The 18,794-nt window shown below is 39.2% G+C and carries 12 protein-coding genes; all 12 read left to right on the top strand.

The window, feature by feature from the left end:
- Positions 1–738 precede the first annotated feature (738 nt).
- The 12 genes from MM236_RS18760 (at position 739) to MM236_RS18815 (ending at position 18,778) form a co-directional block, all read left to right on the top strand.
- Positions 739–1,767, top strand: coding sequence for a LacI family DNA-binding transcriptional regulator (locus tag MM236_RS18760; protein ID WP_241276535.1), 1,029 nt, complete (start codon positions 739–741; stop codon positions 1,765–1,767).
- A 531-nt stretch (positions 1,768–2,298) separates the two neighbouring features.
- Positions 2,299–3,237, top strand: a complete 939-nt coding sequence (locus MM236_RS18765) for a class II fructose-bisphosphate aldolase (protein WP_241276536.1) — start codon at positions 2,299–2,301, stop codon at positions 3,235–3,237.
- A gap of 34 nt (positions 3,238–3,271) precedes the next feature.
- The gene (gene iolB, locus MM236_RS18770) at positions 3,272–4,159 is read left to right on the top strand and encodes a 5-deoxy-glucuronate isomerase (RefSeq protein WP_241276537.1); all 888 of its coding nucleotides are present in this window, start codon (positions 3,272–3,274) and stop codon (positions 4,157–4,159) included.
- Positions 4,152–5,162, top strand: coding sequence for a 5-dehydro-2-deoxygluconokinase (gene iolC / locus MM236_RS18775; RefSeq protein ID WP_241276538.1), 1,011 nt, complete (start codon positions 4,152–4,154; stop codon positions 5,160–5,162). The genes iolB and iolC overlap by 8 nt, the downstream gene beginning before the upstream one ends.
- Before the next feature lie 36 nt (positions 5,163–5,198).
- Positions 5,199–7,064 (top strand): 3D-(3,5/4)-trihydroxycyclohexane-1,2-dione acylhydrolase (decyclizing), encoded by a 1,866-nt coding sequence (gene iolD / locus MM236_RS18780; protein WP_241276539.1) that lies wholly within the window; start codon positions 5,199–5,201, stop codon positions 7,062–7,064.
- A 44-nt stretch (positions 7,065–7,108) separates the two neighbouring features.
- Entirely contained in the window at positions 7,109–8,692 is a 1,584-nt protein-coding gene (locus MM236_RS18785; protein WP_241276540.1) for a solute:sodium symporter family transporter, read from the top strand.
- A 15-nt stretch (positions 8,693–8,707) separates the two neighbouring features.
- Entirely contained in the window at positions 8,708–10,183 is a 1,476-nt protein-coding gene (locus tag MM236_RS18790) for a CoA-acylating methylmalonate-semialdehyde dehydrogenase (protein WP_241276541.1), read from the top strand.
- Between the two features lie 13 nt (positions 10,184–10,196).
- The gene (locus MM236_RS18795) at positions 10,197–11,096 is read left to right on the top strand and encodes a sugar phosphate isomerase/epimerase family protein (protein WP_241276542.1); all 900 of its coding nucleotides are present in this window, start codon (positions 10,197–10,199) and stop codon (positions 11,094–11,096) included.
- 161 nt (positions 11,097–11,257) lie between these two features.
- Entirely contained in the window at positions 11,258–12,292 is a 1,035-nt protein-coding gene (gene iolG, locus MM236_RS18800; RefSeq protein WP_241276543.1) for an inositol 2-dehydrogenase, read from the top strand.
- A gap of 435 nt (positions 12,293–12,727) precedes the next feature.
- Positions 12,728–15,853: a SusC/RagA family TonB-linked outer membrane protein gene (locus MM236_RS18805; protein WP_241276544.1), complete on the top strand. Its 3,126-nt coding sequence runs from the start codon at positions 12,728–12,730 to the stop codon at positions 15,851–15,853.
- Between the two features lie 11 nt (positions 15,854–15,864).
- Positions 15,865–17,475, top strand: a complete 1,611-nt coding sequence (locus tag MM236_RS18810; RefSeq protein WP_241276545.1) for a RagB/SusD family nutrient uptake outer membrane protein — start codon at positions 15,865–15,867, stop codon at positions 17,473–17,475.
- A 355-nt stretch (positions 17,476–17,830) separates the two neighbouring features.
- On the top strand, positions 17,831–18,778 hold the full coding sequence (locus MM236_RS18815) for a metallophosphoesterase (RefSeq protein WP_241276546.1): 948 nt from the start codon (positions 17,831–17,833) through the stop codon (positions 18,776–18,778).
- The last annotated feature ends 16 nt before the right edge of the window (positions 18,779–18,794 follow it).

An 18,794-nucleotide genomic window follows, 5' to 3' on the forward strand; every position in this document is an offset into this window, starting at 1 on the left:
ACAGGGTATTCAAAATTTGAAAATTGCTTTTAAGAAAGCTTAGATTACTCAGTTTTTTTTAAATTTTAGCTACTCTCGAATTTCTCTGTTCAGTTGTGATAGATTGATTTTAAGGTTTCTTCTTATAGTATGGTTATTAGTGTGGTATCGGGATGCTAATTTCTCACTAAGTATTTTTTATTTGTAGAAAAGGGGATGGAAGAATGGCTGTTTTTCGTAGTTGAAATGGAAAAGCTAAAGTCCAATCACAGCTGCAATTTTCGTGAACCATCCATTCTCAAATATTAATTAATGATTTTACGCTTCTACGTAAGTAGCTAATATTTCATATTTGGTTGCTTGCTTATATGCAATATCCAAGAGTATCTAAAATCAATAATTATCAGATCTAAGCTAATTTAGTTTTTTTTAATTTTGAGGCAGATTTCCGTATATCCATGTATTAATTCTAAACTTAACTTCCAAAAATGACTTGATTTCCAAAAACTAATTTAAAACTTCATTTTTTCACTGCTTAATTTAACTCACTTTAGTTCGTTTGAGTAAGCATTCAATAATGCCATTGAAAGCTTTTATCAGATAAATTCATGAATTAATTTGCAAAAAATGGGAAGGTTACAAACATTTATTCCTCTACAAACATTTTTGGTTTTTATTTTTATTGACATAAAAAATATCTAACTAGCTTTGGGGAATCATGAAAGTAGATAATTAATCCTGTGTAGTTTTTTATAAGGAATGAAGAAAGATCAAGTTACAATCACTGACTTAGCAAGAGAATTGAACGTTTCTCCATCTACTGTATCAAGGGCCTTGAACAACAGTCCTTTTATTAGTGAAGAAAGAAAGAAAGTGATTTTGGAGCTTGCAAAAAAAATGAACTACAGCCCAAATCAGCTAGCACTGAGTCTTCTGAATAAAAGGACAAAGATTCTTGGGGTTGTTGTTCCTGAAATTACCAGTTACTATTTTTCGACAGCCATCAATGGAATTCAAGATAAAGTGGGAAGTAGTGGCTACAAGTTGATGATCAGTCAGTCCAACGAATCTTTTGAAGAGGAAATCAGGTTGATGGAAGCGATGGCCCTAGTTAGGGTAGATGGATTTTTGATTTCCCCATCTTCGAATACGTTGAATTACGACCATTTTGAAAAAATTAAAGACTCAGGTTTTCCATTAGTAATTTTTGATAGGGATTGTGTAGGGCTTGAAGCTGACAAAGTGGTTGTAGATGATTACTCAGGTGCATTTCAAGCAGTAGAATATCTTATTCAAACAGGTTGCCAGCGAATTGCTCATATTACAGGTTCTACCAATCTTTCCACCACACAACATAGAAGAAAAGGATATTTGGATGCATTGCAAAATAACAATTTTCCAATTTTAGAGGACTTGATTGTGATTGGAGATGATTCTTCCTCGGAAAGTGGTGTTGCTTGCATGCAAAAACTTTTGGATCTTCGGCAGATTCCAGATGCAGTTTTTTGTTACAATGATGCCATTGCCATTGGTGCAATGTCGGTGATTCGGGAAAGAGGAATCGAAATCCCTGATCAAATCTCTCTGGTAGGATTCGACGATGAACCCTATAGCTCATACTTCAAGCCATCACTTACATCGGTTTGGCAACCCATCTACGATCTTGGTCTTTTATCTGCAAAAATCCTTTTAGACAACCTTGAAATGGAAAAAGAGAATCCCAACTACCGCTTTGAAGTCCTCAAACCAGAATTGGTAATCAGAGAGTCTTCAAGGAAAATTATTTGATAAGAAAAGTGAAGTTCTAGAACTGAGATTTGAGACAAGTAAGATGTAATACGAGATGAAAACCACGAAGTGCCTATACCCTGCCAATAACTATCGGCACGGGAGGTTAAACTTTAAATAGCCCAGGGTCGCTACCCGGGGATTAATGATGATCCAGAAAACACAACCCCGAAGGGGTTAAACCTTCAATAACCCCGTATGAAATGCGGGGAATAACGAGGATGATTAAGAGCAACAACCCCGAAGCGGGTTGAACTCTACTATTTGTAAGAAAAAGTGTCAAGTAATTTCAGGACGGAACACTTTCAATTTTTTGCAAGAAACTCCACTTTCAATTTTTTGCAAGAAACTCCACTTGCAATAGCGAACCTATCACCTTCCTTTCCAATTTTCCAATATTCATAATATAATACTTAATTTATAGGAAATAAACTTTTGTTTATGCAAACCTTTGCATGATACTATTTGGTTGTAACCTTTCTTTTTCGCGGATTTTCATGTTGTATTGTAACACAAATTCCACCCAAAATAATGAAAGTCATTACTCAAGATTTATTCAACGATTGCTATGGCAAATATGCTTTGGCTGCCATCAATGTTTTTACGATGGAGCAGGTTTTGGCGGTTTTTGAAGCAGCTGAAAAAGCGGAATCTCCTGTGATCATTCAGACCACTCCCGTCGCTAGAGAATATGCTGGTGCGGAAATGATCCTTTCTATGATAGCAATTGCCTCTGGGATGTTTCCAAAAGTAGTTTATTCCCTACACTTAGACCATGGAAACGAAGCGCACATTGAAGCTTCCCTTGATTCTGGGGAGTATTCTTCCGTTATGATCGATGCCTCCCACGATATTTTTTCAATAAATGTCAGAAGAACTTCCGAAGTGGTTTCAAAAGCCCATGCAATGGGTATTCCTGTGGAAGCGGAGTTGGGTGTGCTCAGTGGGATAGAGGATGATATGGAGATAGAGGATTCTCTTGCCAAATATACCAAGCCGGAAGAAGTGTTGGATTTTGTGGCCAAGACAAAATGTGACAGCTTGGCCATAGCAGTAGGTACTAGTCACGGAGCTTATAAATTTTCAGGAAATCAAGGGATTCGCTTCGATATTTTAGAAAAAATACAATCACTACTACCAAGATTTCCTTTGGTTCTGCATGGAGGTTCATCTGTCAATCAAAATGAAGTACAGAGGATCAACAAATTCGGTGGCAATATCAAAACTGGAAGCAGGGGAGTTTCTGACGAAGAAATAAAACAAGCAATCCGGCTTGGGGTGTGCAAAGTGAACATTGCTACAGACCTCAGGGTACTTTGGACTGGTGTTCATAGGGAATTTTTCCACCAAAAGCCTGATTTATTTGATCCCATTATTCCAGGTAAAATTTACAGAAATGAATTGATTGAGTCGGTTTTAAGGAAGTTTGATCTGCTGGGTTCCACAGGAAAAGCAAAGAATTTCAATTGAAACCGAAAATCCAGAAATATTAACAATATACCCAATGAAAAGAGACGAGAAATACCCACTGTTGTCAAAACCCATAGCGACCCAAGGAATCTATCAAAAGATTGCCAAGGAGGATGGAAATTGGGAGTTTTTGAACTTTGAAGCCCGATTGATGAAAAAGGCTGAAGTTTGGAAAGGTTTTACAGGGGAAAATGAATACGCGATTGTTCTACTTTCAGGGGATTTCAGTGTAGATTCTGACAAAGGTTCATGGCAGACGGAAAACGGTAGAAAAGATGTTTTTTCTGGAATAGCCCATACACTTTATCTTCCTCGAAACACACATTTCGAATTGAAAGCCGATTCTGATTTTCTTGATATTGCTTATGGATGGTGTGAGACTGATAGGGATTTTTCACCTTATTTCAAAACCCCCGAAATGGTTCAAATCGAAATCAGGGGTGGCGATAATGCCACCAGACAGATCAATGACCTTTTGGGGCCTGGTGCGCCATGTCATCGACTAGTAGCGGTAGAAGTTTATACACCTTCAGGGAATTGGAGTTCTTTCCCAGCACACAAACACGACGAAAGGATTCTTGATAAGGATGGGAACTTGTTGGAAGCAAGGTTGGAAGAAACTTATTTCTATAAGATTGACAAGCCCCAAGGCTATGCAATTCAGCAGATTTATACCCAAGATAGAAGTTTGGACGAGATCGCTGTAGCTAAAAATAATGACGTTGTGTTGGTCCCAAAAGGTTACCATCCGGTTGTAGCTGGACACGGTTACAATGTTTATTATCTGAATTTCCTTACAGGCAGTGATCAGTCGCTTGCCAATACACCAGATCGAGACCATACTTGGATCTTTGATTCATGGAAAGGTAAGGATGCTAGAATCCCAATGGTCACTGCTGAAATGAACGGTAAAAATGGATAAGCAAAAAGATGTACTAACAATCGGTCGCTCTTCTATTGACCTTTACAGCCAACAGGTAGGGGCTGATTTTGTAGATATCAAAGGCTTTGATGCTTTTGTTGGTGGTTCACCCTTGAATATTGCTACTGGATGCTCCAGGTTGGGGTTGACTTGTTCTTTGTTTACTGGCGTTGGGCAGGATAAGGTAGGGGATTTTATTTTGAATTTTTTGGAAAAGGAAAAGATAGACACCAGTCACGTACCGAGGATTCCAGGTGCCAGAAGCAGTGCTGTAGTATTGGGGATTCAGCCACCTGATAGGTTTCCATTGGTCTACTACAGAGATAATTGTGCAGATATTCAAATCACTATCGATCATGCTTTGCAAATAGCTTTTGAAGACTACAGATTGGTGGAAATCTCAGCTACCGCTTTGAGTAAAGAACCGAGTAAGTCAACAGTTTTTTTCTCTGTAGAAAAGGCTTATTCTGAAAATGTTCCTGTGGTTTTGGATATTGACTTCAGGGCAGATCAATGGCATGATGTGAGAGCATTTGGGCTCAATGTCAGGGCAATTTTGCCAAAAGTGAAAATTGCAATTGGAACTGAAGAGGAGATTTTGGCTGCCATGCTCAAAGACCAAAGCCAGATCACGATCGAGCATCAACAGATTTCCGCACCAAAAATCACCGGGGATGTCAATCAAGCTATTAAATCCATATTAGAGACAGGGGTAGAAGTCCTCTTGGTCAAAAGAGGTGCTCAGGGAGTGACGGTATATACTTCAAAAGGTGAAATAATAGAAGTTCCTGGATTCCCAGTTGAGCCACTTAATGTCCTTGGAGCAGGGGATGCCTTTGCCTCAGGATTTATCTATGGTTATTTGCAAGGATGGTCTTTGTACAAAGCATGTAGGATGGGAAATGCTAGTGGAGCTCAAGTAGTGCTGCAATCAGGTTGTGCCAACTTTATGCCCACTTTGGATGAATCTATGGACTTTATAAAGTCCCATGGAGGTTTTTGAAAAATAACTCTATCTAACCAACTGAAGAAAATATCAATGAACACAATAAAACTAACGGTAGCCCAAGCTTTGATCAGATTTCTTACGATGCAAAAAGTGGAAAGGGATGGTGTCGTACAACCATTTTTCGCTGGTTGTTTTGGAATATTTGGTCATGGAAATGTTGGCGGAATTGGACAGGCTTTGCACCAAATGCCTGATTTCAAATACTACCAAAGCAGAAATGAACAAGCAATGGTACACACTGCTGCTGCTTTTGCCAAAATGAAAAATAGACTTTCAACATTTGCTTGCACTTCTTCCATTGGGCCAGGTGCTACAAATATGCTTACCGCTGCTGCTGGAGCTACCATCAATAGGATTCCTGTGCTACTATTACCTGGGGATATATTTTCAACAAGAAAAGTCGATCCGGTTTTGCAACAGTTGGAAGCTTCCTATACACAAGATATATCGGTTAATGATTGCTTCAAACCAATTTCAAAGTACTGGGATAGAATCAATAGGCCTGAACAATTGATCAATTCTCTGCCAGCAGCAATGCGGGTTCTTACATCTCAGGATGAAACAGGTGCAGTTACGATCTGCCTTCCTCAAGATGTTCAGGCAGAATCTTTTGATTTTCCAGAGTCGTTTTTTGAAGAAAAAATATGGTATATCCCAAGGCCAGTTCCTGAATTTGAGCTATTGAAGCGTGCTGCTGAACTGATCCGGAATTCCAAAAAACCGATGATCATCGCGGGAGGTGGAGTAATCTACAGTGAGGCAACAGAAGAATTAAAAAGTTTCATTGAGCAAACAGGAATACCTGTGGGGGAGACTTTTGCTGGAAAAGGTGCTTTACCTTTTGATCATCCTTTGAATTTGGGGGCTACAGGTGCTACGGGAACTGAAGGTGCCAACTTACATAGCACAGAAGCTGACTTGATCATTGGTATAGGAACTAGGTACAGTGATTTTACGACAGCTTCCAAAACAGCTTTCCAAAACAAGGAAGTCAAATTTATCAATATCAATATCGCTGCTTTTGATGCATTCAAGCATGGTGCATTGTCTCTGACAGGGGATGCACGAGCCACTCTTGAAGCACTTTCAAAGCTTTTGGAAAGCTTTGAAACAGATATTTCTTATAGAAACAAAGCTGAGGAATTCAATATTAGTTGGGATGAAAAAGTAAGCGAGGCTTATCTACCAAATTCCGAGGGTTTGATGTATCAATCTGAAGTCATAGGAGCAGTAAATGATTTCTCTGATCCCAAAGACGTAGTTCTATGTGCTGCGGGAAGCTTACCTGGCGATCTTCATAAGCTTTGGAGAACGCGTGATCCCAAAGGTTTTCACCTTGAATATGGTTTTTCTTGTATGGGTTATGAAATAGCGGGAGGTCTTGGTGCAAAGATGGCTTGCCCAGAGCGGGAGATATATGTGATGGTAGGAGACGGAAGCTACTTGATGATGGGAACAGAAATCGTCACTTCCATTCAGGAAGGCTACAAGCTGACGATTATTTTGATCAATAACAATGGCTATGCAAGTATTGGAGGCTTATCAAAATCACTTGGAACAGAAGGTTTTGGCACTTCCTATCAATATAGAAATCCTGAATCAGAACAGCTTGACGGTGGCTTTTTGCCAGTTGATTTGGCAGAAAATGTCCGAAGCTTGGGAGCAGAATTAATTAAAGCTGAGAACATTCATAGCCTCAAGGACGCTTTGAAGCAAGCCAAAGAATATAGCAAGACAACTGTGATCTATGTAGAAACCAAACCCGAAAGAAAACTTGCTGGATACGGACATGCCTGGTGGGAAGTGCCAGTGTCGGAAGTTTCTGAAATAGATTCTGTGAAAGTTGCCTTTGGCAAAATGAAGGAAAACCAAAAGAAGCAGAGATATTTTAATTGATCTGATCAAAATACCCTTAACAAACTAACCCAAAAAATCATCCAATGGTACTTACCATCGTCAGTTTTGTAGGCTTTACCCTTTTTGTGGCTTTTTATTCTTGGTACAAAACCAGGAATGAAAATCTATCAACACAGGAAGGATATTTTCTAGGTGGAAAAAGCCTTACCGGAGTAGTCATAGCTGGATCTATGATCATGACTAATATTTCCACCGAACATTTGGTTGGGATGAATGGGTCTTCTTATAAAAATGGTTTTATCATCGTTGCTTGGGAAGTGACTTCTGCTTTGGCTTTGATTTTGGCTGCCTTGTATTTTGTGCCGAAATATCTCAAGATGGGACTTATCACGATTCCCCAATATTTGGAAGAGCGATTTGATGCTTCCACCAGGTCTCTGGTTGCATTTTTTCTTCTGGTTTCATTTGCTGTCACATTATTGCCGATTGTTCTTTATACAGGGGCAATTAACCTTGAAAGTCTCTTCGAAATCTCAGAATTATTGGGAGTGAGTCATCAGGAAGGAATTTGGATCACAGTTTTGTTTGTAGGTGTTTTAGGGTCTATCTACGCAATTTTTGGGGGGCTCAAGGCAGTTGCTGTTTCAGATACAATCAACGGCTATGGTCTTTTGCTAGGGGGGATTTTGATACCCCTGATTGCCTTGGTCTTTATCGGGGAAGGGAATCCTGTAGATGGTATTGTAAAAGTTTTTGAACATTCACCGGAAAAGTTCAGCGTAATTGGGGATTCTGACTCTGTATTGCCTTTTGAAACATTATTCACAGGTTTGATCATCAATCAGATTTATTTCTGGTGTATGAATCAAACGATTTTACAGCGTGCTTTGGGTGCAAAAAGCTTAGAAGAAGCCCAAAAAGGACTATTGCTAACGGGAGCTCTGAAGTTATTTGTTCCATTCATTATCGTTTTGCCAGGGGTTATTGGGTTTTATTATTTCGGCGATTCTTTGATGGACAATCAAGATCTAGTTTATCCTGCATTGGTCAAGAAAGTCCTTCCAGTTGGTTTTACAGGAATCTTTGCAGCAGTTTTGATGGGGGCTGTTTTGAGCACTTTCAATAGTGTTTTGAATAGTGCTTCGACCATTTTCAGCATAGATATATACAAGAGGATTATTTTTCCAAAAGTTTCAGATAAGAACTTAGTTAGGGCAGGGAAGGTGTCTGCCACAGTACTCGCTGCCATAGCAATTGTGGCAGCTCCGATGGTTTCCAATGCCCCTGAAGGATTGTTTCAGTTACTGCAACAGCTCAATGGGATTTTCTTTATACCGATTGCATCGATCATGTTGGCGGGCTTTCTGACCAAAAAAGTGACTGCTTTAGCTGCAAAAGTTGCCTTAGTCATTGGTTTGGCTTTCTATATCATGGTCACTTTTGTTTTGAAGTCAGATATTCATTTTGTGCATGTGTGGGGGATAGAGTTTTTGCTCAATTGTACTATCATGTTTGTGATATCCTACCTGATCCCTTCACCAAAAATTATTGTGAAAAAATACCCTCTTGGAAACTTCAAAATGCAAGGGTGGAAATATGCAGGATTGGTGTCTTCCATTTTGGTGATCATTACCATTGCTGTCTATATCATATTTGGTTCAATTTAAATTTTAAAAAATAGAATGGAAAAACTTAAAAACTATATCAATGGCCGATGGGTAGAGAGTGCAGCCGATCAGTCCTCTTCTGTCGTCAATCCCGCTACTCAGGAAGTCTTAGGGCAAGTTCCTTTGGGAATAGGTACAGCAAAGGATTTGGACGAAGCTGTAAAACACGCCAATGAGGCTTATTTGGAATGGAGAAATGTACCTGTCATGCAGCGGGTTCAGCCACTATACAAGCTTAAGGCGCTTTTGGAGCAAAATCAAGAAGAAATTTCAAAAATCATAACCTTGGAATGTGGTAAGACGATTGTTGAATCCAGGGCCGAATTGCAGCGTGCTATAGAAAATGTGGAGACAGCATGTGCTACACCAACTTTGATTCAAAGTGAGTTTTCGGAAAACATAGCTAGGGGTGTGGATGAATTTATGATTCGGCAGCCTTTGGGGGTTTGCGTTTGTATCGCACCTTTCAATTTCCCCGGCATGATTCCTTTTTGGTTTTTGCCTTATGCAATTGCTTGTGGCAATTCTTTTATTCTCAAGCCTTCCGAAAAGGTTCCCTTGACTATGATAAAGGTTTTTGAATTGATGGATAATATCGGGCTTCCAGACGGGTTAGTAAACCTTGTCCATGGTGGCAAGGAGACAGTAGATGCGATGTTGGAGCATCCCAAAGTAAAGGCTGTGAGTTTTGTCGGTTCTACGAATATAGCCAGATACATTTACAGCAAAGGAGCCGCCAATGGTAAGCGTGTCCAAGCTCAGGGAGGAGCAAAAAATCCTGTAGTCATCATGCCTGATGCAGACTTGGATGTAACAGCAAATATCATTGCCGATAGTGTATATGGATGTGCTGGACAAAGATGCCTTGCAGCATCAAACATTATTACTGTCGGAGATGACAAAGGAAAAATCAAGGAAAGCCTTTATGAAGCTGCCAAGAAAAAAGTCACTGGCTTTGGCTTGGATGAGGCAGTAGAGATGGGACCTGTCATTTCTTCTCAAAGCAAATCAAGGGTCGAAATGTTGATAGAACAAGGGATTGGAGAAGGGGCGAATTTACTCTTAGATGGACGGGGATATCAGGTTTCAGGATATCAAAAAGGAAACTTTATAGCCCCTACTATTCTGGAAGGTCTTCCTCTTGGAGGGGAGTTGGTGAAGACCGAGATTTTTGGCCCTGTGATGAGCCTATTGTCGATGAAGAATATTGAACAAGCTATTTCCTTTATCAATTCAAACAATTATGGAAATATGGCATGTCTCTTTACAAGCAGTGGTGCGAGTGCTAGGAAATTCAGGAATGAAGCAGATGCGGGCAATATAGGAATCAATATTGGTGTAGCTGCACCAATGGCACAATTCCCTTTTAGTGGATGGAATGATAGTTTTTTTGGGGATTTACATGGTCAGGGAAGACATGGGATTGAGTTTTTTACTCAGACAAAAGTAGTTATAGAACGTTGGCCTCGTGAGTGGACTAGAAAATTCTAAACATTTATATAACATGATAAAAGTAGCAAATGCCCCGTGTTCATGGGGAGCTTTGGAATTTGACCTTGAAGGACAATCCAAAGGATATGCAGAAGTTTTGACAGAAATGAAGACTTCGGGATATGTCGGTACTGAGCTAGGAGATTGGGGTTTTATGCCTACAGACCCTCAGGAGCTCCAAAAAGTCATTTCTGAAAAAGGATTTTGGATACCAGGGGCTTTTGTTCCAGTAGCATTGGCCAAGGAAGAAGCGCACTCGGGAGGTGTCGAAAAGGCATTACAGGTGGCAAAACTATTGGTAGAAGCAGGTTTTGAAGATGCATTTATTGTCTTGGCGGATGAAAACGGCTCTATTCCAAGTCGAACTCAAAATGCAGGTAGAATAGAAGAAGAGATGGGATTGAGCACAGAAGAGTGGTCGGTATTTGCCAAAGGTGCGAATAGAATTGCAAAAGAAGTGAAGGAAAAATATGGTTTGAGGACTGTTTTCCATCACCACTGCGCAGGCTATGTAGAGACAGAAGAAGAGATAGACTTGTTGATGGAAATGACCGATCCTGATTTGTTGGGGCTTTGTTTGGATATGGGACATTGCATGTTTGGAGGAGGAGATCCAGTTCGTGTACTCAAAAACCACTACAAAAGGATATGGCATGTGCATTTCAAAGATTATGATCCTAAAATTGGAGAGAAGAGTAGTTTAAAACAGTGGGATTACTTTGAATCTGTAAAGCAGGGGGTTTTCTGTAAGTTGGGAGAAGGTGCTGTTGATTTTGCTACTATCATAGAAATGCTTCAAAATAATGGATATGCAGGCTGGATTGTAGTGGAGCAAGATGTCTTACCTGGGATGGGTAGTCCTTTGCTTTGCGCGGAACACAATCGGAAATATCTCCAAAATCTAGGTCTATAAAGTACACAACCCCCTTGGTCTGTGTCCTTATAGACCAAGGTGCTGTCCTCATAGACCAAAGTTGTGTCCCCTCAGACCAATGTTAGTGACACCAAATACCAAAGTAAGTGTCTTCACAAACCAAATTTAAGTCTCAATAAATCATTAAAGTCAAAAAAGTCATGAAAAATATAAAAGTAGGAGTGATCGGAATGGGAAGGATTGGAAAGATTCATTTCGATAACCTCAAAAATCAAATCGAGCATGTAGAAGTGCTGGCAATCTCAGATCCTTTTTTTACAAAAAATGTAGGTGTTCCCAATATTAGTTCTGAAGAATTAATTCAGCACAAGGATATTGAAGCTGTGATTATTTGTTCTCCTACGGATACACATGCTGACTATATCTCTTTATGTGCCAAAGCGGGTAAGCATGTGTTTTGTGAAAAACCACATGATTTGTCTATCACCAGGGTTTTGGAAACATTGCAGGAAGTAAGAGATTCAGAAGTGAAACTTATGTTGGGCTTTAATAGAAGATTTGATCCAAATTTCCAAAAAATAAGGTCATTGGTTCAGGCAGGTGAAATTGGAGATGTGCATCTGCTAAAGATTACAAGTAGAGATCCTGCGCCACCTTCTTTAGAATACTTAAAAAGTTCTGGAGGAATGTTTTTGGACATGACTATTCATGATTTTGATATGGCAAGATTTATCATGGGAAAAGAAGTGGTTGAGGTATTTGCAGTTGCAGGAGCTTTTGTCTCGGAAGATGTCGTGTTGGCTGGAGATGTCGATACAGCTGTGATTACATTGAAGTATGAAGATGGTACGATGGCAGTGATAGACAACAGTCGCAAGGCTATCTACGGGTACGATCAAAGGCTGGAGATTTTTGGGTCTAAGGGAATGGCAAAAGTCGATAACAATAAACCTGATACACATATTCTTTACAATCAAAATGGAGCGCATGGAGCATTGCCTTTGAATTTCTTTATGGAAAGATATACCATGTCTTACAAGGTAGAAATGCAAAAATTTGTCGATGCCCTATTGGATGATCAGCCATTTCCGATCTCAGGTGTTGACGGGCTCAAAGCAATGTTGATCGCACTTGCTGCCCAGCAGTCAGTTATAAAAAACAAGCCTATTACAATTAGGGAAATTTCGGAAGAAAAAGTAGGTGCTGAATATTCTGAGCAAATTATTGTCAAGTAATGCTGTTTTTGAAAGTAAATATATTAGGAATAAGTGTCATGCAAACCTTTGCATAAATCGGGTTTGTTACAGATGAAAATTGTTGTTAATATAGCATAGGCATTAGCCAATATAGATGGTATATATAAAAGGAGAAAGGTAGAAATAGATGTCTTAATGGTTGAGATTTAGATTGTGATAGAGTTACTCTTTTAAGTCTCAAAGTAAAATGAAAAAATAGCCCAAAAACCTAATTATTATAGTTTAGTCTCCCGAAAAATTAAGCAAAATAATTTATAACTAACTATACGGTTGATTTAGAGAAAAATCAATCAATGGAAGATTACTGCCTAAACCCTAAAGAAAAAATTCGTGAACGACTCTAAAACTTAAAATTAGTTTTTCTGGATTCATGATTTGAACTAAGAATCGACAATTACAATAAACCAAATCAAAATGAAAAAAACCCTTACCAAATTAAATCGGATAGCAAATTTCGAGATGAAATTTCGACTATTTCCAAATCTCACATTACTTTATCTCATCTGTAGTTTTCTATTGCTTAGCGCAATGTCTGTTTATGCACAGAGCTCTACCGTTACAGGTGTGGTAATATCCGGTGAGGATAATCTGCCTTTTCCAGGAGTGACTGTGATGGTAAAAGGAACATCCAATGGAGCTGTTACGGATATGGATGGGGCTTTCTCGATCAATGTCGCAGATGCATCAAATGCTACTTTGGTATTCTCTTTTATAGGGTTTACAACACAAGAAGTAGCTTTGAACAACAGAAGTTTTATAGAGGTGACTATAGAGCCTGATGTCTCCCAGCTTGATGAGGTGGTGGTAATCGGCTATGGAGAAAGTAAAAGGAGAGACCTTACAGGCGCTGTAGGTTCTATGAACTCTGACAATATCAAAGAAACCAACAAGGTAAATGCTTTTCAAGCTTTGCAGGGTCAAGTTGCTGGTGTGAATATCCAAGCTGCTGATAATAAACCAGGAGGAGGTTTCAATGTTAGGATTCGGGGAGCGAATACGATCAATGCGAACGAAACAGTAGATCAAGGTGGATTTAGTGCAGGTCAAAACCCCTTATTCATTGTAGATGGGATTTTTGTAAATGACATTTCTTTCTTGAATCCATCAGACATTGAACGAATGGATGTCCTCAAAGATGCTTCTGCTACAGCTATTTACGGCTCTCGTGGGAGTAATGGGGTAGTTATAATTGAAACAAGAAAAGGAGCAAAAGGCAAACTTACTGTACAATATGATAACTATATTGGTGTAAGACAGGCATACAACGTTCCAGAAATGTTTCAGGGGGAGGAGTTTGTTCAATATTTTAAAGATGCTGTTGTAGGAAATCAGTGGGCTGGAGGAAACAGGGATTTTACTGTAAGTGATGTTGACTTGAGTGATTTTATGAGGCCAAATGAACTTGCAAATATAGAAGCAGGTAGATTTACAAATTGGCTAGATTTAGTGACTACCACTGGTGCGCAACAAAATCACACAGTAAATCTTAGTGGAGGAAATGATAATTCCATCTATGGATTTGGTATGGCATATACCAAAGATCAAGGTACTTTCGCGGGTGAAGATTTTGAAAGATTCAATCTAAGAGCTAATGTCAACACGAATTTATCAAAGCATGTATCCCTTGGATTTAGTAATTATGCTTCTTTTGCAATTAGGAATGAAGGCAGTAGAGAAGGTTTAAGGAGTGCTTACAGATTAAGACCAACAGGCTCTCCTTTTGAAGAGAATGGCGAACCTAAATTTTTCCCAATAGAAGGAGAAACATTTATCACGAATCCATTATTTGAACCTGAGTCAATGACCATGGAGACTAGGACGCTCAATTATTTGAGTAATCTTTCCCTTTCTGTAAGTCCAATAAAAAACTTAAAATTTACCTCAAATTTTTCTCCAAATATAGAATTTATGAGATTCGGAGAATACAGGGGTAGGTTCAATAAATCTACCAATGGCATCATCCAAAATACAAGAGCTGACGTCACTAACGGAAATAGGATTTCATATACATGGGATAATATCATCAATTACAATACTCAATTTGGTAAGGATCATGTGTTCAATGCTACCTTCGTCTATTCCATGTTTTCTGATAGATACGAAAATTACAGAATGCAAAGAAGAGGATATTCTACAGATCAATTTTTATTCTACAATATGCAAGCTGGTCCAGATATTCGTGATGTCACCAGTGGATTGTCGAAACAAACACTTGAGTCTTACACTGCCAGGGTAAATTATAATTTGAAAGATAAATACTTGTTAACATTGACAGGGAGATATGATGGTGCGTCCATTCTTGCAGATGGCAATAAATGGGCATTTTTCCCTTCTGCGGCTATTGGTTGGAGGATTTCTGATGAGTCATTTATGAAAGGACAGTCACTAGTGGAAGATCTTAAGATGAGACTTAGTTATGGTGAAACAGGCAATAATGGTTCTGGTGGAGGTCTGGGTCCTTTATTAGCTCAATCACTTGTAAACAATTCCAATTTCGTCAATTTGGGTGACCAACCTGTTCAGTCTGCTTTTATGACCAGTCTTATCAATAGAGACTTGACTTGGGAAAGGACAAAAGAGTTTAACTTAGGTCTTGATTTTGGGTTTTTCAAAAATAGGTTGTATGGTTCTTTGGATTTGTATGAAAGACAAAATACGGGGATCATATTTTTCAGACCTACCCCAATTTTGACTGGCTACACTGGTGTTTATGAAAATATTGGTAATGCAACTAACAGAGGTATAGAATTAACTCTAAACTCAGTGAATTTTGATAACGGAAATTTCAAATGGAGTTCCTCACTCAACTTTGCCAGCAATAGAAATAGGATTACCAAACTCACTGGTCAAACGGACGAGATTTTGTTTGGTGTACAGGCAGGTTCTTATATTCACAGAGTAGGGGAATCCATAGGGTCTATCTATACTTGGGTTTTCGATGGGATTTGGCAACTCGATGAGTTGGAGCAAGCTCAAGCTTTTGGACAGCTTCCTGGTCAAGTGAAAGTAAAAGACATCAATAATGACGGTGTGATAGATGCAGATGATAGAGATGTCATAGGAAATAATCTCCCAAAATGGACAGGAGGAATCTCCAATACTTTCAACTACAGGAATTTCGACTTTACTTTCTTTGTCCATACCCTACAAGGGGCCAAATCAGCAAGTTATTTCCATATTTCGCATTCGGGTTATTACAATGTATTGGCCAGATTCAATAGCTTGAAAACTAACTATTGGACTCCTGACAACCCCTCCAATGAATGGCACCAGCCTAGCAATGATGGACCATTTGCAGAACCATTGGTTTATAGAGATGTGTCTTTTGTCAAAGTTGGTTACATTACACTTGGCTATAATTTTGGAAAATCGATTATTGACCCTTTGAAAGTGAGTAGTCTAAGAGTGTATTTTACTGCCCAAAATCCATTCACATTCACTTCATATGATGGTTGGGATCCAGAAACTGCTGCTAGAAACAGCTGGGGATCTGCCAATCTTTCTAGAATCTTGATGGGTGGAATTAATGTCAAATTTTAATTGAATTAAAGATGAAAACTATATATAAAAATTTCAATTTGCTTTGCATCGCTTTGCTTTCCTTTGCGGTGCTAGGATGTAGTGATTTTCTTGAAGAAGAAAATAAGTCTAGGGAAACGGATATTGTGGCAAGTTCAAACCCTGCTTTTTTTGACCAATTGGTAGCAGAGGTTTACAACCGGATGCGGGCAGTAACTTCTTCATATGATCTGGATTTTTTGGGAACGGATATTTTCACTAGGGGCGATATCATCGCAGGGATAAACGAAATAAACGATTATGTGAATCTAAGACCGGTCAATGGATCAGTGTCCAATCAGTGGTTTGTCAATTATAGAGTAATTGCCGCTTCCAATGCAGCAATCGATAGATCTAATGAGATTATGGGCCTAACTGATGCTGCAAAGCAAATCGGACTTGCGGAAGCAAAATTCTTTAGGGCTTATGCATACTTTAACTTGGTAGAACATTTTGGAGGAGTACCTTTGGTCTTGAATGAATTGAGAACTTCGACTGTAGATTTCACCAGGAATACAGAAGCAGAGGTTTACAATCAGATTGTTTTAGATTTGACAGATGCTTTGAACGGCGCTCCTGAAACTCCCACTGTATATGGTAGGGTTTCCAAAAACGCGGTAAGACACCTTTATTCCAAAGTTTTGCTGACAAGAGGCTACAAGGATTTTGGTTCTTCTGAAGACTTCACCCAAGCAGCATCTTTGGCTGAAACGGTAATTGCTGCCCATCCATTAGTTAATAACTATTCTACGCTTGTTTCAAAAGAAAATCAAAGAAACAGTGAGGTTGTGTTTTCGATCCTTTACGGTTCCAATCCAGTCTCAAGGGGCGTGGGAAACAGCAGACATTTGTTGTTCAAATTTGTCTATGATGTGTATCCGGGGCAAACGAGATCTACCTTGTACCATCGAGGTCTTGGGCCAGCTCCGACACCATATTTCTTTAGCCTGTTTCAGGAAAATGACCAAAGAGAAGCAGCCACCGTTAGGAGGTTGTTATTGGCAGAGGTAAGCAATGCTTCAGCGGGTATCGTATCAGGAGATACTTCTGTGTTTTTCCCCAAATCTGCATGGAGTGCTAGTATGATCGAAAGCAAGCCTTATGTGGTTGTGAACCCTTCAAACTATTTTATTCCAAATGGATTTACACAAGTTCAGTATCCTATGTTCAAGAAATTTGATGACCCAGGTGTACCTTATACCAATCCCGGAATCAATCCTGACGGTGAAAGAGACGCTATAATCATGAGATCAGGTGAAACAAGACTTTTGGCTGCTGAAGCATATTTACAGCTAAACAATGCTGCCAAAGCTGCAGAACACTTGAATGCAATTAGATTACGAGCAGGGCTCATTCAGCCAATTACCCCTGCTCAAGTTACAATTGATTTGATCTTGGACGAAAGTGCAAAAGAGCTTGCTGGGGAAGTAAGTCGCTGGATGGATCTCAAAAGAACAGGCAGATTGATTGAAAGAGTGCTTGCACATAATCCCCACGCAGCACTGAACAATGCCATCAGACCATTTCACCTTCTTAGGCCTATACCTCAAAGCGAAATAGATGTGACTGGTGGTGTCTTGGAACAAAACCCTCAATACAATTAATTTAAGTTTTGAGTTTTGAGTTTGGGAAAAATGTGAATTTATTCTGTGTTTGGGATCTTATCTAAATGCGGGATAAATTCACTTTATCTAATTTGAGTATCCGAAATGTGGCACATCGGGTTACATGTGGTCTTGATTATTACGGACATTTGTCACCAGCTTGAACGCCTGAGACGTAGACAACAGCCCATACTTCTGCGCTGTGACGTAGTCAACAGGACTTGAATTCGTTTATCTAATAATCTATTGTTTGGCTTTATGCAAGAAAGTGGCTAGCCATTTTATCTAATTTAAACAACGCATGCATTTCAAAAGAAAAAAAGTAAGTTTCGCTAGAATTATCAAATATAACTATTTGAAATACAAATTAATAACTCTTTTTGTCTCCTTGGGTTTTGTCAGTGGATCATTGGCTCAAAATGAAAATCTAAGCAGCAAATTATCTCCAGATGCACTCAACTTTATCGTCTTGGGTGATTGGGGAAGGTATGGAGATGATCATCAGCTACAAGTGGCACAGCAACTTGCAAAAACCTCAAAGGAAATCCATGCCCAGTTTTTTATCAGTGTAGGGGATAATTTTTATCCCAAAGGAGTGGCGAGTATTCATGATGCACATTGGCATTATTCCTTTGAAGATATTTATAAGGATTTTGCACATCAAAAAGAGTGGTATGGAATCTTGGGAAACCATGATTATATGGGGAATCCAGATGCACAAGTAGAATACACCAACATCAGTAGGCGTTGGGTAATGCCGGGTAGATATTATACCAAAGATTTCAAACTCAAAGGTCAAGATGAACTACTCCAGATTACCTTTATCGATACCAATCCACTGATTCCTGAGTTTTACAACAACAAGGAGTATGGGCCAAATGTCATGACACAAGACACGGTTGCCCAGATAGGATGGTTGAAAGAAACAATATCAAGAGATGATAAAGCTTGGAAATTGGTAGTCGGACACCACCCGATGTTTACTGGTAGTGAAAAAAGAAGGGAAGGTTATGATACACGGTCAATCAGGAGTAGTTTGAGAGGAATATTGGAATCCCACAAAGTAGATGCTTACATAGCTGGTCATGATCATAGTTTGCAACATTTGTTGCCAGAAGGTGGCATGCATCATTTTGTATCTGGATCGGCTTCGGAAGCCACAGAAGTTGGGATGCTTCCATTTACCAAATTTGCTGCACAAGCTTTTGGTTTCTTGGTCTTTTCCGTTACTTCCCAAAAAATACAGGTTTTTGCTATTTCCCATTCAGGTGAGGTTCTATATGATACCACAATCGTTAGATAAAATTTTGTTTTATACA

This window comes from Belliella calami (assembly GCF_022549695.1).
GTDB lineage: Bacteria > Bacteroidota > Bacteroidia > Cytophagales > Cyclobacteriaceae > Belliella > Belliella calami.

Bases quoted from the DNA above. Each gene is read 5' to 3' on its own strand.
- MM236_RS18765 (WP_241276536.1), top strand. From the start codon at position 2,299: ATGAAAGTCATTACTCAAGATTTATTCAACGATTGCTATGGCAAATAT.
- iolC (WP_241276538.1), top strand. From the start codon at position 4,152: ATGGATAAGCAAAAAGATGTACTAACAATCGGTCGCTCTTCTATTGAC.
- MM236_RS18795 (WP_241276542.1), top strand. From the start codon at position 10,197: ATGATAAAAGTAGCAAATGCCCCGTGTTCATGGGGAGCTTTGGAATTT.
- MM236_RS18810 (WP_241276545.1), top strand. From the start codon at position 15,865: ATGAAAACTATATATAAAAATTTCAATTTGCTTTGCATCGCTTTGCTT.
- iolD (WP_241276539.1), top strand. From the start codon at position 5,199: ATGAACACAATAAAACTAACGGTAGCCCAAGCTTTGATCAGATTTCTT.
- MM236_RS18790 (WP_241276541.1), top strand. From the start codon at position 8,708: ATGGAAAAACTTAAAAACTATATCAATGGCCGATGGGTAGAGAGTGCA.
- MM236_RS18760 (WP_241276535.1), top strand. From the start codon at position 739: ATGAAGAAAGATCAAGTTACAATCACTGACTTAGCAAGAGAATTGAAC.
- MM236_RS18805 (WP_241276544.1), top strand. From the start codon at position 12,728: ATGAAAAAAACCCTTACCAAATTAAATCGGATAGCAAATTTCGAGATG.
- MM236_RS18785 (WP_241276540.1), top strand. From the start codon at position 7,109: ATGGTACTTACCATCGTCAGTTTTGTAGGCTTTACCCTTTTTGTGGCT.
- iolB (WP_241276537.1), top strand. From the start codon at position 3,272: ATGAAAAGAGACGAGAAATACCCACTGTTGTCAAAACCCATAGCGACC.
- iolG (WP_241276543.1), top strand. From the start codon at position 11,258: ATGAAAAATATAAAAGTAGGAGTGATCGGAATGGGAAGGATTGGAAAG.